We start from the raw sequence: 21,842 nt of genomic DNA, 5'->3' as shown, positions 1-21,842 counted from the left end.
CAGCCCTCCCGGGAGGGCGCTGCGCCGGCAGGACGGTTCACTCCGGGAGGGAGGGATGCCGCTCCTGCACCGCCCGACGGCGGGGGATGAACAGCGCCACCACGAGCGCGACGACCGCGGCTGCGCCACCGAGCACGAACGACAGCTGGAAGGCGGTCGGCGTGGGCACCGGCATCCCTCCCGCATCGATCGTGTACGTCGCGAGCACCGCGCCGACGATGGCGGCGGCAGTGCTCGTCCCGAGCGAGCGGAACAGGGCGTTCAGGCCGTTGGACGCGCCCGTCTCGGACTGCGGGACGGAGCGCATGATGAGCATCGGCATCGCCGCGTAGCCGAAGCCGATGCCCGCGCCGATGAGGAAGTTCGCCACGACGAGCTGCCACACCTCGCTCGAGAAGAGGAGGGTGAACCCGTACGCGAGGATGAGCGAGATCGCGCCGAGCACCAGCAGCAGCTTCGGGCCGACCGTGCGGGCGAGACGGCCCGAGAACGGCGACAGGACCATCATCACGACGCCGGCGGGCATGACGACGAAGCTCGCGGCGAGGAGCGACAGGCCGAACCCTCCCGTCGCGACGGGAAGCTCGAGCATCTGCGGGTAGACGACGTTCGAGGCGAACAGCGAGAAGCCCATCGCGATCGACGCGATGTTCGTCAGCAGCACGGGCCGGCGCGCCGCGACGCGCAGATCCAGGAGCGGCTCGTCGATCCGCAGCTCGTACCAGCCCCACGCCAGCAGCACGAGGAGCCCGCCGAGTCCGAGGCCGAGCACGGCGGGCGACGTCCAGCCCCACTCGTTGCCGCGCGAGACCGCGAGCAGGATGCCGAGGAGCCCCAGGCTGAGCCCGGCCGCCCCCACGAAGTCGAAGCGGCCCGCCGTGCGCAGGACGCTGACGGGCACGATCCACAGCACCAGCCCGAACACGACCGCGCCGAGGCCCGCCGCGACCCAGAAGAGCACGTGCCAGTCGCTGCGCTCGGTGATGAAGGCGCTGATCGGCAGGCCGAGGGCGCCGCCGACGCCCAGCGTCGCGCTGATGAGGGCGATCGCGGTGTCGACGCGGTTCTCATGGAGCACATCGCGCAGGATCGAGATCCCGAGCGGCACGACCCCGACCACGGCCCCCTGGAGGGTACGGCCGACGATGATGCCGACGATCCCGGGCGAGAGCGCTGCGATCACCGATCCGACGACGAGGAGCGCGAGCAGCACGAGCACGATGCGCCGCTTGCCGTACATGTCGCCGAGGCGCCCCGAGATGGGCGTGATGATCGCCGCCGCGAGGAGAGTGGATGTCACCACCCATGCGGTGTCGTCGCGACTGGCGTCCAGCAGCTCGGGCAGCTTGGACTGGATCGGCACGACCAGCGTGAACATGAACGACGACGCGAGGCCCGCGATCGCGAGGACCGCGACGATCGCGCCCTGCCGAGGCATCCGGGTGAGTCTTCTTCTCTCATCCTCATCCCGCGCAGCCATCGCTCCAGGCTATCGGCGGGCGAGGGGCGGGGCTCCGGGAGTACGGTGATCGCATGGCCGAGATCGACACTCCGCCCGGCATCGACATCCGCCCGCTCGACACCGTCGCCGAGGTGCACCGCGCGTCGCAGGTGCTGGCCGACGTGTGGGGCGGTGACAACGGGGGCATGCCGCCCAACCTGCTGCGCGCGCTCGCGCACTCCGGCAACTACGCCGTCGGGCTGTACCAGGCGGACCGGATGGTCGGGGCATCCGTCGCCTTCTTCGCCGCGCCGGCCGCACGGTCGATGCACAGCCACATCACCGGCGTGCTGCCCGGTCTGCAGAGCCGCGGACTCGGACGCGCGCTCAAACAGCACCAGCGCGAGTGGGCCCTCGCCCGCGACGTCGGGCACATCACGTGGACCTTCGACCCGCTCGTCGCGCGCAACGCCCACTTCAACCTCCGCACGCTCGGCACGCGCGTCACCGAGTACCTCGTCGACCACTACGGTCCGATGGACGACGGCGTCAATCGCGGCGACGAGACCGACCGCGTCATGGTGTCGTGGGCGCTCGCCGCGCCGCCCGTCCCGACCCCCGGCGACGAGCGGGTGGTCGCGTCGGTCGCGGTCCCCCGCGACATCGAGACGCTGCGTCGTGAAGCGCCGGCGGATGCCGCGGCCTGGCGCGTCCGCGTGCGCGAGGCGATCCTCGCCCGGCTCGGCGAGGGTCTCGTGATCGGCGGCTTCGACGACGACCGCGGTTACCTCTTCGTGCGTCCGGCCTGACGCTGCCGCGGTCCGCTGGGGACGAATGACTCGGCAGGAATCCTCCTCCGCTCGTCTTTTCTCCTCTGCTCGTGGCGGTCCCGACGTCCCTAGGCTCGCGTCATGCCCGACTTCCGCGCCCACTTCGACTTCGACATCCGCTTCGCCAACGGCGGCGACCTCTCGGGGACCGGCTTCCGGCTCGACCTGCCCGAGTCCGACCTGTCGGAGGCCGAGATCGGCCGCCTGCTCGTGCAGCACCTCGGACTCGCGCTCGTCGATGCCGTCGAACTGCGCGGCCTCCGCATCGTCGAGGAGCCCCATCGTGGCAGCCGCGGGGTGGGGGATCCGGCGGGTGCGCCGGTCGTCGCGACGGCCCGCGTAGTCGACCTGAGCCATCCGATCCGCGCCGGGCTCGTGACCTACCCCGGGCTGCCGGCGCCGGCGATCACTCCGCATCTGACTCGCGAGGCATCCAGAGCGAAGTACGCGCCGGGGACCGAGTTCGCGATGGACATCCTCACGATGGTCGGCAACACCGGCACCTACCTCGACAGCCCGTTCCACCGGTATGCGGAGGGCCCGGATCTCGCCGGACTCGACCTGTCGACGCTCGTCGGTCTGCGCGCCGAGGTCTACCACCTCGAAGATGCGTGGATCCCTGCGCGTCGCGGCATCCGTCCCGAGACCCTCGCCGACCGGGACGTGCGTGGCGCCGCGGTGCTCCTCCACACCGGCTGGGACCGCTGGTTCGGCCGCCCCGAGTACGGCGCGGGGGCGCCGTACCTCACCGGCGAAGGTGCGCAGTGGCTCATCGACGCCGGTGCCGTGCTCGTCGGCATCGACTCGCTCAACATCGACGACACCGAGTCCGGGGGCGAGCGGCCCGCCCACTCGCTGCTGCTCGGCGCGGGCGTGCACGTGGTCGAGCACCTGACGAACCTCCGCGCGCTGCCCCCGCGCGGCGCCCGCTTCACCGCCGCGCCTCCGGCGGTCGTGGGCTTCGGCACGTTCCCGGTCCGCGCCTTCGCCGAGGTCCCCGCCTGACCCATTCCGAATGCTTCCCTGCCCGCGAGCGGATGACGTCGGTAGATCTGCAAGGAATCAGCGACGGCATCGGCATGAGCGGGCGGGGGTGCCCCGCGCCGTCGGGAGCGCTGTCCAAAGCGCGGCAGTTTCCGACGCACGCGCCCTCCAGAACAGCAGCGCTTGTCGGAAACTGCAGCGCCGCGCCGGAAGCGCCGCCGCGACGGAGCTCCGCGGTCAGGGACACCGGATGCCGTCGACTCGGCGTGGGCGAGGTATCTGGCGCATCCGAACAGGCTCCTGTTCTGCAGAGACACAGGGGGACGACATGCACGAGCACATCGAGATGCTGATGGCGGCGATGGCCACGGCGCTGCGGCGCGACGGTCGGCCTCGACGCCGGGAGGCCCGCACGCGCGGTCCGCGGCGCGCACGCGGCACGTTCGTCCCGGTGGCGCCCGCGATGCCGGCCGGGGCGAAGCTGCGGCCCGCGCACTGACGGCGCCCCGCGCACGAGCGGGCGTACGCTGAGCGCATGCCCATCGCGTCCGCCGCGGCATCCGTCGCCCTCGAGGGGTTCGAGCTCCGGGTGCTCCGCCTTCCGCTCGTCTCCCCGTTCACGACGTCGTTCGGCACCGAGACGGTGCGCGAGGTGATCGTCGTGCGGGCGATGACCGCGGACGGCGACGGCTGGGGCGAGATCGTCACGATGCCCGCGCCGCTGTACTCGAGCGAGTACACCAGGGGTGCGTGGGATGTCGCGCTGCGCTGGCTCGTGCCGGCACTGCTCGACCGCGGCAGCCTCGCGCCGCAGGAGATCGCCCCCGCGCTCGCGCCCTTCGTCGGGCACCGGATGGTCAAGGCGGGCCTGGAGCTCGCCGTCCTCGACGCCGCGCTGCGCAGCGAGGGCCGCGCCCTCGGCGAGTACCTCGGCGCCGTGCGCGACCGGGTGCCGAGCGGGGTCTCGGTCGGCATCCAGCGAGATCCCGGCGCGCTCGTCGAGACCGTCGCCGGCTATCTCGACGACGGCTACGTGCGCATCAAGGTCAAGATCAAGCCCGGCCGCGACGTCGGCGACACCGCGGCCGTCCGTGACGCGTTCGGCGCGATCCCGCTTCAGGTCGATGCGAACTCCGCGTACACGCTCGCCGACGCCGACCTGCTCGCCGAGCTCGACCGCTTCGACCTTCTGCTCATCGAGCAGCCGCTGCAGGAGGACGACCTCGTCGATCACGCGACCCTCGCCCGCCGCCTGTCGACCCCCGTGTGCCTGGACGAGTCGATCGTGTCGGTCAAGGCCGCCGCCGACGCGCTCGCGCTGGGCGCGGCATCCGTCGTCAACATCAAGGCGGGACGCGTCGGCGGATACCTCGAGGCCGTCGCGATCCACGACCTGTGCCGGGATGCCGGGATCCCGGTGTGGTGCGGAGGCATGCTCGAGACCGGCATCGGCCGCGCCGCCAACGCGGCGCTCGCGGCGCTGCCGGGCTTCACGCTCCCCGGAGATGTCTCGGCGTCGAGCCGGTTCTACACGCGCGACATCGTCACCGAGCCGGCGGTGCTCGAGGACGGCCACGTGCGCGTACCGACGGGGCACGGCCTCGGGATCGAGATCGACCCGGTCGCGCTCGAGGACTTCACCGTCGCTCGAGAGACCCTCACCCGGTGAGCGGGCGGGCGCCGGTGCGGGCCGCCGCGGCGGCCGCCGCCCTCGCCGTGCTCGCCGCAATCACCGCATGCGCCCCGGCAGCCGAGCCCGCCCCGACCCCCGAGCCGGGCCTGCCCGCGGGCGTCTCGGTCGAGTTGCAGCAGCTGCGCTCCGACGTCGCCGCGCGACAGGCCGAGGTGCTCGTCACCAACGGCACCGACGAAACCCTCGTCGTCGGCGAGGTCGCGGTGACGGACCCGAGATTCACGGATGCCGCGACCCGCGTCGCCGCGCGCGACAGCACCATCCCGGCCGGGCGGAGCGTCGGCATCCGGGTGCAGCTGCCGCCCGTCGCGTGCGACGTCGTCCCCGCCGACGCCACAGCGACGGTGGAGTTCGCCTACACGCTGGGGGACACCGGCGGCCGGGCCTCGACGCCGATCGAGGACCCGCTCGACTTCGTCGCGCCGCTGCACGAGCGAGAGTGCCGCGTGGTGCTCCTCTCCGCGGCCGCCGACATCGCCTTCACCGGATTCGAGCCCGCTCCCGCCGGCGAGCCGGCTGCGCTCGAGCTGACGGTGACCCCGACGGGTGCGGGGGGTGCCGGCATCCGGGCCGTCCAGACGACCAACCTGCTGACGTTCGCCGCCACCGGGGGCGACACCGCAGACGCGCACACGATCGACCTCGTGCTCGAGCCCGGCGAGAGTGCGCCGGTCACGGTGTCGCTGCCGCTCGTCCCGCTGCGCTGCGACCCCCACGCGGTGCAGGAGGACAAGCGCGGGACGATCTTCGACCTCGACGTCGAGATCGGCGGCGAGCCCGGGGAGATCGAGCTCGCGGCCTCGGAGGAGCTGCGGGGCCGCATCCTGACCTGGGTGGCGGACTGGTGCGGCTTCGGGTCCTGACTCCACGGACCGCGACGAGGCATGTCACACAGATGGCGGGTCGCGCGGCGCTGCACCCGCCGTTCGTGTGACACGGCGCTCGCGACTGACCCGCGACGGAGGGATCGCGGCTTGTCAAGACCCTCGGTCGGCCGCCGCTTCCGCGGAAGACTCGAGGCATGACCGGACTCGCAGTCATTCTCCTCATCGTCGGCATCGTGCTGCTCCTCCTCGGCGTCTTCATCGAAGCCGCCAAGTTCCTGCTGTGGATCGGCGTGGTGATCGTCGTCATCGCGGTGATCGCGTGGCTCATGCGCTTCATCCGCCGCCAGACCTGACGCCGTCGCACCTGACGCGGCACCTGAAGCGGCGGGAGCACGCCTAGGCTGACGACATGGCCCAGAGCAGCGTCGCTCCCCCAGACCCCGCCGCCGCGCGCGGCATCTCGCGCCGGACCCAGTCCGAGATCTACCGCGCCGGGATCAGCGGCACGCGGCCGCGGGTTCCCGTGGACGCCGGGGGCCTCGAGGACGCCGCCCGCCGCCGACTCAGCGCCGAAGCCTTCGCCTACCTCGCCGGAGGCGCCGGCGCCGAGCGGACGGTCCGCGCAAACGCCCGGGCATTCGAGCGGTGGCAGGTGTGGCCGCGACCTCTGCGCGACGTGTCCGCGCGCGACCTCTCCGTCGAGTTCCTCGGTCGCCGCCGCCCCACGCCGCTGATCCTCGCACCGCTCGGGGTCATGGAGCTGGCTCACGACGACGCCGACCTCGCGGTGGCGCGGGCCGCGGCATCCCTCGGCGTCCCGTACACGCTGTCGAACCAGGCGTCGTTCCCCATGGAGACGGTGGCGGATGCCGCGCCCCACGGCAGCCGGCTGTTCCAGCTGTACTGGTCGGCCGACGACGACCTCAACGCGTCGCTGCTGCGGCGGGCGGAGGCATCCGGCTGCGAAGCGATCGTGGTCACCCTCGACACGCACCTGCTCGGCTGGCGCACACGCGACCTCGACCTGGCCTACCTGCCGTTCACACGCGGGCTGGGGATCGCCCAGTACACGAGCGACCCGGTGTTCCAGCAGCTGGTGCGCGCGCGCATGAGGCGAGGACCGGATGCCTCGGCACCGCCTTCCCCTCCCGTGCGACTGACGCCGAAGACGGTGGCGGCCGGGGTGAAGATCGCGCGGAAGGGCGCCGCGATCACGGGCGCCGACGGGCTGCGGGACAACCTCCGCTCGCCGCTGCCGCGGGCCGCGGTGGAGACCTTCCTCGACGTGTTCTCCACCCCCGCGCTCACGTGGGACGACCTGGCGAAGGCGCGCGAGTGGACGAGCCTGCCGATCCTGCTGAAGGGCATCGTGCACCCCGACGACGCGTCCCGCGCGGTCGACTCGGGGGTCGACGGCGTGTGGGTGTCGAACCACGGCGGACGCCAGATCGACCAGTCGGTGCCGACGCTGGACACTCTTCCCGGCGTGGTCGAGCGCGTCGCCGGGCGGGTGCCCGTGGTGTTCGACTCGGGGGTGCGGCAGGGCGCGGATGCGTTCATCGCGCTCGCGCTCGGCGCCACCGTCGTCGCGCTCGGCCGCCCGTACGCGTACGGCCTCGGGATCGCTGGCGAGGAGGGTGTGCGCGAGGTCGTGCGCAACGTGCTGGCCGAGCTCGACATCACCCTCGGCCTGTCGGGACACACCGCGGTGACCGAGGTCGGGCGCGACGCGCTGCGTCCGGCGTGAGCTGATCCGCGCAGGGACGGCACCAGCGGGGCCCGCCCGCTCAGTAGAATCGACGGATGCCGCGCTCTGCGGCGCAGCGACCTCGCATCTCCCCTCCCGACCATTGGAGCCACCATGGCCGAGCAGTCCCGCCTCGACAAAGTCATCGCCCTCGCCCGTCACCGCGGGTTCGTGTTCCAGGCCGGTGAGATCTACGGCGGATCCCGCTCGGCGTGGGACTACGGCCCCCTCGGCACCGAGCTCAAGGAGAACATCCGCCGCCAGTGGTGGCAGACGTTCGTGCGCGGCCGCGGCGACATGGTCGGCCTCGACTCCTCGATCATCCTGCCCAAGCGCGTGTGGGAGGCATCCGGTCACGTCGCGACGTTCGCCGACGAGGTCGTGGAGTCCAAGATCACGCACAAGCGCTACCGCGCCGACCACCTGTGGGAGGCCTTCGTCGCCAAGCGCGGACGCGAGCCCGAGAGCTGGGACGAGGTGCCCGACCCCGAGACCGGTGTGCGCGGCAACTGGACCGAGCCGAAGTCGTTCTCGGGCCTCGTGAAGACCTATCTCGGCGTCGTGGACGACGAGTCGGGACTCCACTACCTGCGACCCGAGACGGCGCAGGGCATCTTCGTGAACTTCGCCAACGTGCTCACGGCGAGCCGCAAGAAGCCGCCGTTCGGCATCGGGCAGGTGGGCAAGGCGTTCCGCAACGAGATCACGCCGGGAAACTTCATCTTCCGCACGCGCGAGTTCGAGCAGATGGAGATCGAGTTCTTCACTCCGCCCGCCGATGCCGACACGTGGTTCCAGGCGTGGGTCGAGGACTGCTGGAACTGGTTCATCGACCTGGGCATCGACGCCGACAACATGCGACGCTACGACGTGCCCGAGGACGAGCGCGCCCACTACTCCGCCGGCACGATCGACGTCGAGTACCGCTTCGGCTTCCCGGGCAAGGAGTGGGGCGAGCTCATGGGTGTGGCCAATCGCACCGACTACGACCTGTCCAGCCATGCCGAGGCATCCGGCCAGAGCCTGTCGTACTTCGATCAGGCCAGCGGTGAGCGCTACACGCCGTACGTGATCGAGCCGTCCTTCGGCCTCACGCGCGCGATGATGGCGTTCCTCGTCGACGCGTACCACGAGGAGGAGGCGCCGAACGCGAAGGGCGGCACCGACACCCGCACCGTGCTCAAGCTCGACCCGCGTCTCGCGCCGGTGAAGGCGGCGATCCTGCCCCTGTCGCGCAACGAGCAGCTGTCGCCGATCGCGCGCGAAGTGGCCGAGGACCTCCGCGGGCAGTGGAACATCGACTTCGACGACGCCGGCGCCATCGGACGCCGCTACCGCCGTCAGGACGAGATCGGCACGCCGTTCTGCGTCACGGTCGACTTCGACTCGCTCGACGACCGGGCGGTCACCGTCCGCGATCGCGACACGATGGGCCAGGAGCGCGTGCCGCTCGAGGCCCTCCACGGCTACCTCGCCGAGCGTCTTCGCGGCGCCTGACGCGGCGCTCGACGCGGCGCTCGGCGCTCCGCCGCTGCAGTTTCCGGCACACGCTGTGTCGCGCGACGCGGCGCGCATCGGGAACTGCAGCGCAGACGTGCCGGGGGCGCGAAGGGCGGGCGGGTGCCGCGCTCAGCCGGTGACGGTGTACACCGCGTCGCCGGTCTCGCCGGACAGCACCCGGCGATAGTCCTCGGCGACGATCTCGCGCAGCACGGCGGTGTCGACCCGGTCGAGGTCCTTGAGGTAGAGGCATCCGGCGCCGGTGGTGTGGTCGCCGAGGCGGGACATCCGGTCGGGGTAGGCGCCGGCATCCAGCAGGTAGACGGTCGTCGCCTGCGTGCGCGGCGCGAACGCGGCGACCGGCACGTCGCCCTCGGTGCCGGTGGGGTAGCGGTAGTGGCACGAGCCGAAGCCGATGATCGTGCCCCACAGCTCGGGCTCGCGGCCGGTGACCTCGCGCAGCAGCGCGACCATGGTCTCGGCATCCCGTCGCCTCTTGGCGGGGGTGACGCCGGCGATGAACGCCGCCACGCTGCCGCCCGTCTTCTTCATCAGACGCCTCCGCCGCCGGACTTCGCCGCGGCCTTCATCGCGCGCTTGTGCTCGCGCACCTTCGCGAGGGAGTCGGGCGAGACGATGTCGGCGACGCTGCGGAAGCTCCCGTCCTCGCCGTAGGGGGCGGATGCCTCGCGCCAGCCGGCTCCGTCGAAGCCGTACTGCTTGCCCAGGAGTGCGAGGAAGATCTTCGCCTTCTGCTCGCCGAAGCCGGGGAGTGCGCGCAGCCGCGCGAGGACGGCGGGGCCGTCGGGGTCGTCCTGCGTCCAGATCGCGGACGCGTCGCCGCCCCAGTCCTGCTCGACCGCCGCGCACAGCGCCTGCACGCGGGCGGCCATGGATCCGGGGAAACGGTGGACGGCCGGGGTGGCCTTGAACAGCTCGGCGAAGGCGTCGGGGTCGAATCCGGCGATGACGGCGGCGTCGAGCGTGCCGGCCCGCTCCGCGATCTTCAGCGGTCCGGCGAACGCGGTCTCCATCGCGACCTGCTGGTCCAGCAGCATCCCGATGAGCAGTGCGAGGGGGTCGTCGGTCAGCAGACGGTCGGCGGTCTCGTCCCCCGTGATGTGGAGCGTCATGTCGCCAGTCTCCCACTGCCCGCTCGGCGGACGCGACCCCGGAAGCGCGCGGGCGGGGATGGGAGGATGGGGACCATGCCGGATGCCCCCGAACCGTTCGACGACCTGCTCACGCACGCCCACGAGACCCGCGTCGTCGTGGTGGGCGCCGGGATCGCCGGACTGGTCGCGGCGTGGGAGTGCGCGCGCGTCGGCATGCCGGTCACGGTGCTCGAGGCGTCCGATGACGTCGGCGGCACCGTCGCCACGGCCGAGGTCGCCGGGCTGGCGCTCGACATCGGCGCGGACTGCTGGAGCCGGAGCGACGCCGTGCGCGAGCTCGTCGAGGAGCTCGGGCTGACAGGCCGGGTGATCACTCCGGCCGATGAGGGCACCTGGATCGCGGGACTGCCGAGGGATGCCGCGGCCCCCGTTCCCGCGGACGCCGTGCTCGGCATCCCGGCCAACCCGTGGGACGAGTCCGCCCGCCGTTTCATCGGGTGGAGCGGCGCCTGGCGGGCCTACCTCGACCGGCTGCGGCCACCGCTCACGATCGGCAAGGAGCTCAACCTCGCGCGGCTCGTGCGCACCCGCATGGGCGACGCGGTGCTCGAGCGCATGGTCGCGCCGCTCACCGCCGGTCGTTACGGCATCTCGCCCGACGCCGTCGACGTCTCGGCCGCCGCGCCCGGACTGAGCACCGCCCTGACCCGCACGGGATCGCTGGGCGGTGCCGTCGCCGACCTGCTCGTCGGCCGCAGGGGTCCCGCCGTCGAGTCGCTCGACGGAGGGATGCGGCAGCTGATCGACGCGCTCGTGACCCGCCTCGCCGACCTCGGCGCCGTGGTCGAGACCGGTGCCTCCGTCGACGTCGTCGTGCGCGATGACGACGGATGGCGAGCCCTCGACGGGGCCGAGGAACGGGCCAGGGGCGACGTGCTCATCGTCGCGGCGAGCCCGCACGCCGCCGCCCGCCTGCTCGCGCCGCACGCCGGTGAGACGGTGGGGCTCATGACGGATGCCGCGTCCACGCGGGAGATCGTGACGCTGGTCGTCGACGCGCCCGAGCTCGACGCCGCCCCGCGCGGGTCGCAGATCTACCGGGTCCCCGGCTCCGGCCCGGCGTCCGGGCTCGTGCACGGGACCGCGCGCTGGGAGTGGCTGGCCCGCGCCGCGGGGCCGGGTCGCCACGTGGTGCGGGTCGCCTTCGACCGGCCGCCGGGTTCCGCCGCAGCCTCCGCCACGAGCGACACCGAGGCCGTCGCCGCCGCGCGGGAGGAGGCATCCGCCGTCCTGGGTGTGAGGATCGACGCCGACGCCGTCCGGGGGTGGCACCGTGCGGAGTTCCCCCTTCCGCTGCCCGCGTCGGCACTCGGGCACGATGAGCGGGCGGCCGGCGTGCGCAGCGCGGTCACCGCCGTCCCGGGCCTCGCTGCCGTCGGCGCCTGGCTCGCCGGGAGCGGACTCGCCGCGGTGGTCGGCCATGCCCGCGCCGAGGCGGAGCGCGTGCGCCGAGCCGCGCTCTGGGGCTCCGCGAGCGCCGGGTGAGTGCGTCGAGACCCCGCTTGTCAAGGCCGGATGCCGGAATCGGAATACGGGGCTACCCTGGGGAGGGTCATCAGCGCACTACCGAGCGTGAGGAGACCCCATGAGGGGCAAAGCAGGACTCGTCATCGGACTGGCCGCGGGCTACGTGCTCGGAACGAGGGCGGGTCGCGAGCGCTACGAACAGATCAAGACCCAGTGGCTCAAGGTCTGGAACCTCGACCCCGTGCAGGATCAGGTCGGCAAGGTGAAGGACTTCGCCAAGTCCAGCGCCATGGCGCTGCCGAGCACGCTGTGGGACTCCGCGGTGAAGGTCACCAAGGCCGCGACCACGCGCGGTACACCGGGCGAGAGGCTGGATGCCGCGCTCAGCGTGAGCAAGGATCAGGCCGACGAGGTCGGCCGCGCCGCGAAGACCACGGCGAAGGCGGCCAAGGACGCCGTGGACGACGCGGTCGACAAGGCGGACGACGACCTTCCAGCCGCCGGACGCGGAGGGGCGTGAGGTGACTTCGCCGCGCGGCTTCCGCGACCGCGCCGATGACAGCCTTCTGACGCTGCTCGGCGAGGTGCCGGAGCTCATCCGCAACCTGGTCGTCGCCGAGATCGACGCGGCCAAGAAGTGGCTCGCCCGCACCGCGAAGGACGGCGGGTGGGGTGCGATGTGGGTGTTCGCCGCCCTCTTCGTGCTCTTCTGGTCCGTTCCCGTGCTCGGCACGTTCATCATCGCGGGTCTCTCGTCCTGGTGGCCCGTGTGGCTGTCGGCGATCGTCGTCTTCGCCGGGATGATCGTCGTCACCGCGATCCTCGCGCTGCTCGGCGTGCTCCGATTCCGCAGGATCGGCCAGCGTCAGAACCCCGTACAGTCCATCTCGCAGGACGTGAAGGAGGTGCGCGATGAGCTCTGACGCGCTCGTGCCCGTGCCCGTGCCCCGCACCGCCGTGCCGCTGGGCATCGAGGACCCCGTGGAGAAGGCCCGCGCCGAGCTCAAGGCGGCTCTCGCCGCGATCGAGGTCAAGGCGAACGTGCCGCGCCGCGTGTCTGTCCGTATCGACCAAGCGGTCGACGGCGCGAAGAAGTTCTCGCGACGCAATCCCGCACTCGCGACACTCGCCGCCGTGGCCGCCGCGGCAGCGGCCGGAGCAGCCGTCTGGGCGTTCGCACGGTCCTACAGCCGCTGAGCCCCGCACCCCACACCCGACCGTCCGGTCGGGTGTGGGGGTATGCTCGGGGTGAGGCAGTGCAATGGTGCGGATGCTGCCGACGCGCGATCCCGATTCGATTCGCGCTTCGGCTGCTCGACGTCTGGGGCGGCCGACCGAGCACCACGAGAGTCGACCCATGAACACAGCCCCCCCGCACGTGCCCGCCAAGCCCCTCGCGGGCTGGCGCGTCCTCGTGCCGCGCGGCGGCCCCTGGGGAGACGGTGTCGCGGCGAGTCTGCGGCGTCAGGGAGCCACCCCCGTGATCGCGCCGCTGATCAACTTCGCCCCCACGAACGACCAGGCGACGCTCGAGCAGTCCCTCGCCGACCTCGCCGCCGGCGAGTTCGATTGGCTGACCGTCACGAGCGCGACAACGGTCGACGTGCTCTACGCCTATCGGGCCGTCGTGCCCGCCTCGACGCGCGTCGCCGCCGTCGGAGAGACGACCGCGGCCGCGCTCCTCGCCGTCGGCTACCGGGTCGATCTGGTGCCCGAGGACGACAACTCCGCGGCAGGCATGGCGGAGCAGCTCATCGGGCTCGAACCCGAGCCGCGCGACATCCTGACGCTCCGCAGCGAGATCGCCAAGCCCGTGCTCACGAACATGCTCTCCGAGGCGGGGCACCGCGTCCGCAGTGTCGTGGCCTACCGCACCGTCGGCGTCCCGGTGACCGAGCGGATCGCGGAGGACGTCCGCTCGGGGCGGATCAACGCGATCCTCGTCACGAGCGGCTCGGTCGCCGAGCAGGTCCACGAGCAGTTCGCCGACATCCCGCCCACGACCCTGATCGCGGCGATCGGCCCCCGTACCGCGAAGGATGCCCGTCGCGCCGGGCTGTCCGTCGATGTCGTCGCCGAGACCCAGACGGTCGACGCGCTCATCGACGCCGTCGCACGGTTCTCGCTGCCCCACGCGGCCGACGAGTTCGCTCCGCAGACCGGCGCGCTCCCGCTGCCGCGCCGGGACTGATCCGTGCAGACCGCACCGCGCATCGTCGTGCTCGCCGGCGGAGTCGGGGGGTCGAAGTTCGTCCTCGGAGTGCGCGAGGCGCTGCGCCGTCGCGGTGTCTCCGACACCGCCGACGCGCTCACGGTCGTCGTCAACACCGGGGACGACCTGTGGCTGTCGGGCGTGCGCCTGCAGCCGGACGTCGACTCGATCACCTACGCGCTCGCGGGGGTCAACGACGCCGAGAGGGGCTGGGGGCGGGCCGGCGACTCGGAGCGGGTGAACCGCGAACTGCAGGACTGGGGCACGGGCTGGCCGTGGTTCACGCTCGGCGACCTCGACCTCGGAACCCACCTCGCGCGCACCGGATGGCTGCGTGAAGGACTCACGCCGACCGGTGTCATCGAGCGCATGTCCCGCCGCTGGCCGCTCGGAGCCCGGCTGCTGCCGATGACCGACGCCGAGGTCGATACCGTCGTCGTGCTCGAAGACGACTCGCGCCTCCATTTCCAGGAGTGGTGGACGCGGCACCGCGCGGCGCTCGCACCCCGTCGGTTCGAGAACCCCGGAGTCGAGGCCGCCCAGCCCGCGCCCGGCGTCGCCGAGGGGATCACGTCGGCCGACGTCGTGCTGATCGCGCCCTCGAATCCCGTCGTCTCGATCGGGCCGATCCTCGCCGTGGCCGGAATCCGGGATGCCGTGACCGCCGCGGCGGCACCCGTCGTGGGGGTCTCGCCGATCATCGGCGGCGCCGTCGTGCGCGGGATGGCGGACGTCTGCCTCACCGCGATCGGCGTCGAGACGTCGGCGGCGGCCGTCGCCGCGCACTACTGCGCCCGCGCCGACGGCGGGGTGCTCGACGCGTGGCTGCTCGCCGAGGAGGACTCCGGGCTCGCCGCCGATGTCGGCAGTCGCGGCATCCGGCCCGTGGTCGCCCCGTTGTGGATGACGGATGTCGCCGCCTCCGCCGCGATCGCCGAGACGGCGCTCGCCGCCGCCGAGGTCTGAGTGCCCGAGCTCGCCTGGTACGGCTGGACCCTGCTCGCTGTCGCGGCCGTCATCGTCGGGCTGTCGAAGACCGCGATTCCCGGGGCCGGGACGATCGCCGTCGCGATCTTCGCCGTCGTGCTGCCCGCCCGGCAGTCGACCGGGGTGCTGCTCCTGCTGCTGATCGTCGCCGACGTCTTCGCGGTCACGATGTACCGACGGCACGCGAACTGGCGCGAGCTGTGGCGCCTGCTCCCGGCGGTCGTCGCCGGGGTGGCGGTGGGCGTCGTCTTCCTGGCGTTCGCCGACGACACGTGGGTGAAGCGCACGATCGGGGTGATCCTGCTCGGGATCGTGGCGATCACCCTGTTCCGGCGGCGCATGACCTCGTCCGTCGATCGGCAGCGGCCGCACATCGCGGCCGCCGCGACCTACGGCTCGCTCGCCGGCTTCACCACGATGGTCGCCAACGCGGCCGGTCCCGTGATGTCGATGTACTTCCTCGCGCGCCGGTTCCCGGTGAAGGAGTTCCTCGGCACGGCGGCGTGGTTCTTCGCGATCATCAACGTCTTCAAGGTGCCGTTCTCGATCGGCGTCGGCATCCTCACCCCGACCGGGCTTCTCGTGGACCTGGTCCTCGTCCCCGCGGTCGTCGTCGGCGCTCTCGGCGGGCGGTGGATCGCCGATCGCATCGACCAGCGGGTGTTCGAGCGGCTCGTGATCGTCCTCACGATCGTCGGCGCCCTCTACCTCCTCGTGGCCTGACGCGGCGGCAGCGGCCGGGTGCGCTACGCCGACAGCACCGCGACCGTGCGGGGACCGAGGCCGAGGGCGCGCGCGGCGTCGAGCTGAACGGCGGTGTCGACGTCGCGGCGCAGGGTCGAGGCATCCGGAATCGACAGCGCGGCGCACCCGAGCGACACGTGCCGCGCGAGCGAGCCGTCGCCGAACGCGGACGTCCACTCCACGCCCGTGGCGGCCGTCACGAGCGTCGAGCCGGTACCCTCGGCGTCCGCGACGACACCGCGAGGGACGGAGTTCGCCTGCCGCAGCGCCTCGGCGAGGTCGTCGGGTCGCAGCGACGGGAGGTCTCCGAGCAGCGCGGCGCGCGGCATCCGTCCCGCCGGATCGATCGCGGCGATGCCTGTCGCGATCGCGGCGTCGAGCCCGCGCGCCTCACCCTCCGGCACGAACCGGAGCGCCGGGATCGTCGCGGCCTCGCGCGCGAGCACGCCGTCGGCCGTCACGACGACGACCTGCGCCACCAGATCGCATGCGGTCGCCGCCGCGAGCGTGTCGAGCGCGATCGCCCGGGCGAGGTCGGCGCGGGCCACGCCGTCGACCTCCAGGCGGGATTTCGCGCGCGCCGAGGGCTTCACCGGCACCACCACGATCCAGCGCGCCGGCGACGACTCCTCAGATTCTTCGACGCGAGCCGGGCTTCGGGCGCCGGCAGCCCGAGCACCCGACGATTCTGAGGAGTTCGTGCGACGCCGCCACCCGAACAGCGGGCTCACACGCCGAACTTCGCGCGCAGCCGCGGCAGGATCTCCTCGCCGTAGCGGCGCAGGAACGCCTCCTGGTCGTGCCCCGGGTCGTGGAACACCAGATGCCGGAACCCCAGATCGACGTACCAGGAGATGCGCTCGACGTGCTCGTCGGGGTCGTCCGAGACGATGAACCTCGACGCGGCGCGCTCGATCGGCAACTCCTCGCCGAGGCGCTGCATCTCGATGGGGTCGTCGATGCCCATCTTCTCGTCGGGGGTGAGGGCGAGGGGCGCCCAGAAGCGCGTCTTCTCCTTCGCCGCCTCGATCGACGTGTCGAGCGAGACCTTGATCTCCATGAGCGTGTCGATCGCGTCAGGGGCGCGCCCGGCCTTCTCGAGCCCTTCGTGCAGCGCGGGAAGCAGCGTCTCGGTGTAGAGCTCGCGCTTCTTGCCGCTCGTCGTGATGAAGCCGTCCGCGATGCGGCCGGCCAGGCGCGTGGCGGCGGGGCCGGCGGCCCCGATGTAGATCGGCACCGGCTCGGGGAGCTTGTCGTAGATGGTGATGTTGCGGGCCGTGTAGTACGTCCCCTCGAAGTTCACCCGGTCCTCGGACCACAACCGCCGGATCAGGCCGATGGCCTCCTTCAGGCGCTGGAAGCGCTCCGGCGGGTCGGGCCACGCGATGCCGAGGTTGGCCTCGTTGAGCGCCTCGCCCGTGCCCACGCCCAGGATCACGCGTCCCGGGTACATGACGCCGAGCGTCGCGAAGTCCTGTGCGACCACGGTCGGGTTGTAGCGGAAGGTCGGCGTGAGCACCGAGGTGCCGATGAGCACCCGATCGGTGCGGGAACCCAGAGCGCCGAGCCAGGGGACGGATGCCGGGGCGTGCCCGCCGTCGTGCAGCCAGGGCTGGAGGTGGTCCGAGATGAAGACGGAGTCGAAGCCGACCTCCTCGGCCAGCACCGCGTAGTCCAGCAGCTCGGTCGGACCGAACTGCTCGGCCGAGGCCTTGTATCCGAAGCGCAGGGGGATCGTCACGGGGAGCTCCCTTCGAGAGCGGGTTCGAAAGCGGGTTCGCGGTCGGGGGTCGGCAGGAACTCGGAGCCGTCGGCGCGGGCCAGACGGTCGCGGAACGCGTCGACGGTGCCCGGCCACAGCAGCGTCAGCCGCCCCGAGCGCTCGTCGACGTACCAGTTGCGGCATCCGCCGGTGATCCAGCGGGTGGATGCCGCGGCCCGCGCGATCTCGTCGGTGTAGGTTCGCTCGGCCTCCGGGTCGACCCGCAGCACGCGGCCTGCGCGTCCGGCGAGCACGCGCGCGACGTAGCCGGCCTGCTCCTCGATCATCAGCACCGAGGACGAGTGGCCGAGAGAGGCGTTGGGCCCGTTGAGGACGAACAGGTTCGGGAAGCCGGTGACGACCGTGGACGCGAACGCGGTCATGCCGCCCGCCCAGTGCTCCGCGAGCGTGCGGCCCTCCTCGCCCCGCACGAGCTCGGCGTACGGCTGTCGCGTCGAGGCGAAGCCGGTGGCGAGCACGATCGCATCCACCTCGTGGCGAGTGCCGTCGGCTCCGACGAGCGTCGAGCCCTCGACGGAGGCGAGCGCGGTCGGCACGAGCGTGACGGCATCCGAAGCGACGGCCGGATAGAAGTCGTCGGACAGCAGCACCCGCTTGCAGCCGAAGGCGTAGTCGGGTGTCAGGGCGGCGCGGAGGGCAGGGTCGGCCACGTGGCGCTCGAGGTGCGCACGGGCGACGGCTTCCGCCTCGGCGGCGGCGGCCGAGTCGCCTGCGCGCGACGCGAAGCGCGCCTCGCCCTCGGCGTAGAGGTCGGCCCGGAGCGCTTCGAGCGCCGCGGGTTCGGTGAGGAACCGCGCGCGGTCGTCGTCGGAGTAGGTCTCGCCGCCGCGCGGCACGATCCACGCCGGCGTGCGCTGGAACAGCGAGACGTGCGCGGCGCTGCGCGCCAGTTCGGGCACGATCTGCACGGCGCTCGCCCCTGTTCCGACCACGGCGACGCGGCGCCCGGCGAGGTCGGCGGAGTGGTCCCAGCGGGCGGAGTGGAAGATCGGGCCGGGAAAGTCCTCGAGCCCGCCGATCCGGGGAATGGCGGGCTCCGTCAGCCGTCCGCACGCGAGCACCAGCGCATCGGCGACGATCAGGCCCCCGTCGCCCGTGCTCTCGTCCACCGGCGCGGTGCGGATCGCCCACACGCGCTGCGCGCCATCCCACCGCGCCGAGAGCATCGGCGTACCCAGCCGCAGGCGGTCGCCGAGGTCCTCGGCCTCGACCACGCGCTCGAGATACGCGTGGATCTCGGCGCCCTTCGCGAACGTCCCCGACCACGACGGGTTCGGGTGCGCCGCGAAGCCGTACAGGTGCGAGGGCACGTCGCACGCGACGCCCGGGTAGGTGTTGTCGCGCCACGTCCCCCCGGCGCGGCCCGCGCGTTCGAGGATCACGAAGTCTTCGCGGCCGGATCGGCGCAGGGCCATCGCGGCGCCGATCCCGGCGAACCCGGCCCCGACGATGGCGACCTCGACCCGCGTCACGACGCGCCTCCCGCGGGGGTGGTCCGCAGCGTGCGGTAGTCCGTCGTGCGCAGGCGGAACGGCCGGAACAGCCGCGCGACCAGGGCCGCGGCATCCGTCACCGGAAGCTCGAGACCGTGCTCGACCCCCGCCTCAGGCTTCACGCGGCCGTCGAGAAGCGTGCCGCCCAGGTCGTCGCCGCCGCTGCGGAGGAGAACCGCGGATGCCTCGCGACCGACGCGCGTCCACGGGATCTGCACGTGCGGGATGCTGCCCGACAGCGCGAGCCGCGACACCGCGACCATCGCGCGGTGCTCGTCCAGCGGCGAGCGGCCCGGGACGAGGGGGACGCCGCCCGCCGGCCCCGGCAGCGGGATCGGCACGAACTCGGTGAACCCGCCGGTCTCGTCCTGGATGGCCCGCAGCGAGCGCAGGTGGGCGACGCGCTCGGCGGGCGTCTCGACGTGGCCGTAGAACAGCACGCTCGTCGAGCGGAAGCCGGCCCGGTGGGCGGCCGTGATCCCCTCGATCCACAGGTCGATCGGGAGGTCGTCGGGAGCGACGAGCGCACGCACCCGTTCGCTGAGGATCTTCACCCCGGTGCCGGGGACGGTGTCGACGCCGGCTTCGCGGAGGGCCGCGAGGGCGCCGTCGAGTCCGAGTCCGCCGCGGTCGGCGAGGTCGCGCACGTCCTGAGGGCGGTATGCGTGGAGGTGGATGCCGGGGACGGCGGCCTTGATCGCGCGGGCGAGGTCGACATAGCCGTGGGGGTCGGCCTCGGCGGGGAGCAGCCCCTGCACGCACACCTCGGTCGCGCCGAGCTCGGCCGCGTCCGCGGCGATCGCGGCGACGTCGTCGAGCGTGAAGGTCGCGGGGTCGGTCGTCGGCGCGGCCCGCAGGCCCGAGGACGTGAGGTTGCGGTTCACGACCAGGCTGACCGTCTCGCCCACGGTGTAGCGGCGCACGTCGTCGGCCGTCGCCGTCAGCGCCTCGAGGTCGGAGCCCGTCGCCCCGAGCAGGGCGGTCCACTCGGCGTCGTCGAGGGCGAGCGGGTCGGATGCCGCGGCCTCGGCCAGCCGCCGGACGGTGCTCGCCGGTCCGCGGCGTGAAACCGGGAGCACAAACGGCCGGTTTGCCGCCGTCGCGGGGCCCTCCGGCCCGGTTTCTCCTCCCCGTTTCACGCCGGCCGCCGCCGCGAGCCCGGTGTCGGGGTCGGCGAGCGCCGCGACGGGCTCGCGCATCGCCGGGTCGAGCCAGGTCTCCGGATCCAGGACGAACTCGGGGTGCGCGGTGAGGCGCTCGCGCAGCTCGAAGCCGAGTTCGGCGGTGCGCGCGGCCAGGTCGTCCAGGTGCGGCCACGGCCGCTCGGGGTTGACGTGGTCGGCGGTGAGCGGTGAGACCCCGCCCCAGTCGTCGGCGCCGGCACGCACCAGCAGGTCGAACTCGGCCGGGTCGGACAGGTTCGGCGGCACCTGGATCCGCATCCGCGGGCCCATTATCAGGCGCGCGACCGCGACGGCCGCCACGTACTCGAGGAGCTCGGCGTCGGGGGCTCCTCGCATGGCGGTGCGGGGCTTCGCGCGGAAGTTCTGCACGATGACCTCCTGCACGTGGCCCTGCCCGGCGACGGCGTGGCGCTCGTGCGCGTCGCGGATCGCGAGGAGGGACTCCGCCCGGTCCCGCACGGTCTCGCCGATGCCGACGAGGATTCCGGTGGTGAACGGCACGCGCGCGCGTCCGGCATCGTCGATGACCGCGAGCCGCACGGCCGGGTCCTTGTCAGGAGAGCCGTAGTGCACCTGCCCGGGCTGCTCGTACAGCGCGCGGGACGTCGTCTCGAGCATCATGCCCATGGAGGGGGCGGTGGGCCGGAGCATCCTCAGCTCGTCGGCCGACATGACGCCGGGGTTGAGGTGCGCGAGCAGGCCGGTCTCGGCGGTGACGAGGCGGGCGATGTGGCCCACGTAGTCGAGCGTCGAGGCGAACCCGTGCTCGTCGAGCCAGGCCCGCGCCTCGGGCCAGCGGTCCTCGGGCCGGTCGCCCAGGGTGAGGAGCACCTCCTTGCTGCCGAGCGCCTGCCCCTGCCTCACGACGGCGAGCACCTGCTCGGCCGACATGAAGGCGGGCTTGCGCTTCTTCAGCAGCTGGCCCGGGGTGTCGACGAAGACGCAGTAATGGCACCGATCCCGGCACAGCGTGGTCAGGGGGACGAAGACCTTGCGGGAGTACGTGATGACGCCGGGCCGACCGGATGCCTCGAGCCCGGCGTCGCGCGTCGCGCCGGCGAGGGCCAGCAGACGCTCGAAGTCGTCCCCCACGGCAGCGAGGAGCGCGGCCGCGTCGGCGGTGTCGAGCCGCTCTCCGGCCGCGGCGCGGTCGAGGGCGGCGGCCGTCCGAGGCGGGGAGGTGACGGTGGGGGCGACGAAGGTCACCGGTCCAGTCTCGCACCGACGACGGCACGCCGGGCCGCGCGATCGTTGCTCTCCTGTGAGCAAATGTCCCCGCGTCGGGCGGTGGCCGCTGGCAGACTAGTCGCATGGTGACGCTGCTCCTCGACTCCACGCGGCTCGAAGTCGTGCTGTCGGGGTCGGAGCGGCTCATGGCATTCCGCAAGGGGAATGTGGTGGCCGAGCGGTCCGCGATCGCGAAAGTGCAGCTCATCGACGACCCGTGGACGTGGCTGCGCGGCGTGCCGAGCCCCGGCACCCACCTTCGGGGCGTCGTCGCGATCGGCACGTGGAAGTCCGCGGGCGGCGACGACTTCGCGGTCGTGCGCCGTCATCGCCCGGGCGTGGTCATCGACCTCGAGGGCCACGACGAGTTCCAGCGGCTCGTGATGACCACGCGCCACGGCCTCGCGCTCGTGCAGGCTCTGCGGGTGGAAGGAGCGGCCGAGCAGGTCGACGTCGTCGAGATCGCGGCCGAGACGGGCGCGATCCCGGCGATACCCGCGCGCAAGCCGCGCGCCCGCAAGGCGTCGTCTCCCGCGCCCGCGGTCTGA

Annotated in this window: 23 protein-coding genes; 16 read left to right on the top strand and 7 right to left on the bottom strand. The window is 72.7% G+C overall.

Annotation, left to right across the window (positions count from 1 at the left end; genetic code table 11):
* Nucleotides 1–37: 37 nt before the first annotated feature.
* Complete coding sequence (locus tag ACFQ0P_RS05050; RefSeq protein WP_204980988.1) at nucleotides 38–1,438, bottom strand: MFS transporter; 1,401 nt, start codon at nucleotides 1,436–1,438, stop codon at nucleotides 38–40.
* A 95-nt stretch (nucleotides 1,439–1,533) separates the two neighbouring features.
* On the opposite strand from ACFQ0P_RS05050, the gene ACFQ0P_RS05045 reads away from it, so the two are divergent.
* From ACFQ0P_RS05045 to ACFQ0P_RS05010, 8 genes are all read left to right on the top strand, one after another.
* A complete protein-coding gene (locus ACFQ0P_RS05045; protein ID WP_204980986.1) occupies nucleotides 1,534–2,250 on the top strand; it encodes a GNAT family N-acetyltransferase in 717 nt (238 codons plus the stop codon).
* A gap of 102 nt (nucleotides 2,251–2,352) precedes the next feature.
* A complete protein-coding gene (locus ACFQ0P_RS05040) occupies nucleotides 2,353–3,276 on the top strand; it encodes a cyclase family protein (protein WP_204980984.1) in 924 nt (307 codons plus the stop codon).
* Nucleotides 3,277–3,583: 307 nt separating this feature from the next.
* Nucleotides 3,584–3,754, top strand: coding sequence for a hypothetical protein (locus ACFQ0P_RS05035; RefSeq protein ID WP_204980982.1), 171 nt, complete (start codon nucleotides 3,584–3,586; stop codon nucleotides 3,752–3,754).
* Nucleotides 3,755–3,790: 36 nt separating this feature from the next.
* Nucleotides 3,791–4,924 (top strand): o-succinylbenzoate synthase, encoded by a 1,134-nt coding sequence (menC, locus tag ACFQ0P_RS05030; protein ID WP_204980981.1) that lies wholly within the window; start codon nucleotides 3,791–3,793, stop codon nucleotides 4,922–4,924.
* Nucleotides 4,921–5,811 (top strand): hypothetical protein, encoded by an 891-nt coding sequence (locus ACFQ0P_RS05025; protein WP_378771524.1) that lies wholly within the window; start codon nucleotides 4,921–4,923, stop codon nucleotides 5,809–5,811. The genes menC and ACFQ0P_RS05025 overlap by 4 nt, the downstream gene beginning before the upstream one ends.
* 158 nt (nucleotides 5,812–5,969) lie before the next feature.
* Nucleotides 5,970–6,128: a hypothetical protein gene (locus ACFQ0P_RS05020; protein ID WP_204980980.1), complete on the top strand. Its 159-nt coding sequence runs from the start codon at nucleotides 5,970–5,972 to the stop codon at nucleotides 6,126–6,128.
* A gap of 56 nt (nucleotides 6,129–6,184) precedes the next feature.
* Nucleotides 6,185–7,522, top strand: a complete 1,338-nt coding sequence (locus ACFQ0P_RS05015; RefSeq protein WP_204980979.1) for an alpha-hydroxy-acid oxidizing protein — start codon at nucleotides 6,185–6,187, stop codon at nucleotides 7,520–7,522.
* Between the two features lie 114 nt (nucleotides 7,523–7,636).
* Nucleotides 7,637–9,019 carry a glycine--tRNA ligase gene (locus tag ACFQ0P_RS05010; RefSeq protein ID WP_204980978.1) on the top strand — a complete coding sequence of 461 codons (1,383 nt, stop codon included), beginning with the start codon at nucleotides 7,637–7,639 and terminating at the stop codon, nucleotides 9,017–9,019.
* A 132-nt stretch (nucleotides 9,020–9,151) separates the two neighbouring features.
* On the opposite strand, the gene ACFQ0P_RS05005 is transcribed toward ACFQ0P_RS05010, so the two are convergent.
* On the bottom strand, nucleotides 9,152–9,574 hold the full coding sequence (locus tag ACFQ0P_RS05005; protein ID WP_204980977.1) for a DUF1801 domain-containing protein: 423 nt from the start codon (nucleotides 9,572–9,574) through the stop codon (nucleotides 9,152–9,154).
* Nucleotides 9,574–10,155: an HhH-GPD-type base excision DNA repair protein gene (locus ACFQ0P_RS05000; protein WP_204980976.1), complete on the bottom strand. Its 582-nt coding sequence runs from the start codon at nucleotides 10,153–10,155 to the stop codon at nucleotides 9,574–9,576. Before ACFQ0P_RS05000 ends, ACFQ0P_RS05005 begins: the two co-directional genes overlap by 1 nt.
* Before the next feature lie 75 nt (nucleotides 10,156–10,230).
* Here ACFQ0P_RS05000 and ACFQ0P_RS04995 point away from each other — a divergent pair, with 75 nt between their 5' ends.
* The 7 genes from ACFQ0P_RS04995 (at nucleotide 10,231) to ACFQ0P_RS04965 (ending at nucleotide 15,586) form a co-directional block, all read left to right on the top strand.
* A complete protein-coding gene (locus ACFQ0P_RS04995) occupies nucleotides 10,231–11,682 on the top strand; it encodes a protoporphyrinogen/coproporphyrinogen oxidase (protein ID WP_204980975.1) in 1,452 nt (483 codons plus the stop codon).
* 100 nt (nucleotides 11,683–11,782) lie between these two features.
* Nucleotides 11,783–12,184 carry a hypothetical protein gene (locus tag ACFQ0P_RS04990; RefSeq protein WP_204980974.1) on the top strand — a complete coding sequence of 134 codons (402 nt, stop codon included), beginning with the start codon at nucleotides 11,783–11,785 and terminating at the stop codon, nucleotides 12,182–12,184.
* A gap of 1 nt (nucleotide 12,185) precedes the next feature.
* The gene (locus ACFQ0P_RS04985) at nucleotides 12,186–12,587 is read left to right on the top strand and encodes a phage holin family protein (RefSeq protein WP_204980972.1); all 402 of its coding nucleotides are present in this window, start codon (nucleotides 12,186–12,188) and stop codon (nucleotides 12,585–12,587) included.
* Nucleotides 12,577–12,861, top strand: coding sequence for a hypothetical protein (locus ACFQ0P_RS04980; RefSeq protein WP_204980970.1), 285 nt, complete (start codon nucleotides 12,577–12,579; stop codon nucleotides 12,859–12,861). The genes ACFQ0P_RS04985 and ACFQ0P_RS04980 overlap by 11 nt, the downstream gene beginning before the upstream one ends.
* A 160-nt stretch (nucleotides 12,862–13,021) precedes the next feature.
* Nucleotides 13,022–13,855 (top strand): uroporphyrinogen-III synthase, encoded by an 834-nt coding sequence (locus ACFQ0P_RS04975; protein ID WP_204980968.1) that lies wholly within the window; start codon nucleotides 13,022–13,024, stop codon nucleotides 13,853–13,855.
* 3 nt (nucleotides 13,856–13,858) lie between these two features.
* Nucleotides 13,859–14,842: a 2-phospho-L-lactate transferase gene (cofD, locus tag ACFQ0P_RS04970; protein WP_204980966.1), complete on the top strand. Its 984-nt coding sequence runs from the start codon at nucleotides 13,859–13,861 to the stop codon at nucleotides 14,840–14,842.
* Complete coding sequence (locus ACFQ0P_RS04965; protein WP_204980964.1) at nucleotides 14,843–15,586, top strand: sulfite exporter TauE/SafE family protein; 744 nt, start codon at nucleotides 14,843–14,845, stop codon at nucleotides 15,584–15,586.
* 23 nt (nucleotides 15,587–15,609) lie between these two features.
* Here ACFQ0P_RS04965 and cofC read toward each other — a convergent pair whose 3' ends face one another.
* The 4 genes from cofC to cofG all read right to left on the bottom strand — a co-directional run bounded on the left by cofC (nucleotide 15,610) and on the right by cofG (nucleotide 21,273).
* Nucleotides 15,610–16,206, bottom strand: coding sequence for a 2-phospho-L-lactate guanylyltransferase (gene cofC, locus ACFQ0P_RS04960; RefSeq protein WP_378771517.1), 597 nt, complete (start codon nucleotides 16,204–16,206; stop codon nucleotides 15,610–15,612).
* 128 nt (nucleotides 16,207–16,334) lie between these two features.
* Nucleotides 16,335–17,348 (bottom strand): glucose-6-phosphate dehydrogenase (coenzyme-F420), encoded by a 1,014-nt coding sequence (fgd, locus tag ACFQ0P_RS04955; RefSeq protein ID WP_204980960.1) that lies wholly within the window; start codon nucleotides 17,346–17,348, stop codon nucleotides 16,335–16,337.
* The gene (locus tag ACFQ0P_RS04950; RefSeq protein WP_204980958.1) at nucleotides 17,345–18,862 is read right to left on the bottom strand and encodes a flavin-containing monooxygenase; all 1,518 of its coding nucleotides are present in this window, start codon (nucleotides 18,860–18,862) and stop codon (nucleotides 17,345–17,347) included. The genes fgd and ACFQ0P_RS04950 overlap by 4 nt, the downstream gene beginning before the upstream one ends.
* Nucleotides 18,859–21,273 carry a 7,8-didemethyl-8-hydroxy-5-deazariboflavin synthase CofG gene (gene cofG / locus ACFQ0P_RS04945; RefSeq protein ID WP_204980956.1) on the bottom strand — a complete coding sequence of 805 codons (2,415 nt, stop codon included), beginning with the start codon at nucleotides 21,271–21,273 and terminating at the stop codon, nucleotides 18,859–18,861. The genes ACFQ0P_RS04950 and cofG overlap by 4 nt, the downstream gene beginning before the upstream one ends.
* Before the next feature lie 104 nt (nucleotides 21,274–21,377).
* On the opposite strand from cofG, the gene ACFQ0P_RS04940 reads away from it, so the two are divergent.
* The gene (locus tag ACFQ0P_RS04940; RefSeq protein WP_204980950.1) at nucleotides 21,378–21,842 is read left to right on the top strand and encodes a hypothetical protein; all 465 of its coding nucleotides are present in this window, start codon (nucleotides 21,378–21,380) and stop codon (nucleotides 21,840–21,842) included.

The sequence above is a fragment of the Microbacterium insulae genome (genome assembly GCF_042677065.1).
In the GTDB taxonomy this organism is placed as follows: domain Bacteria; phylum Actinomycetota; class Actinomycetes; order Actinomycetales; family Microbacteriaceae; genus Microbacterium; species Microbacterium insulae.
This window is presented reverse-complemented; position numbering and strand designations above follow the sequence as displayed.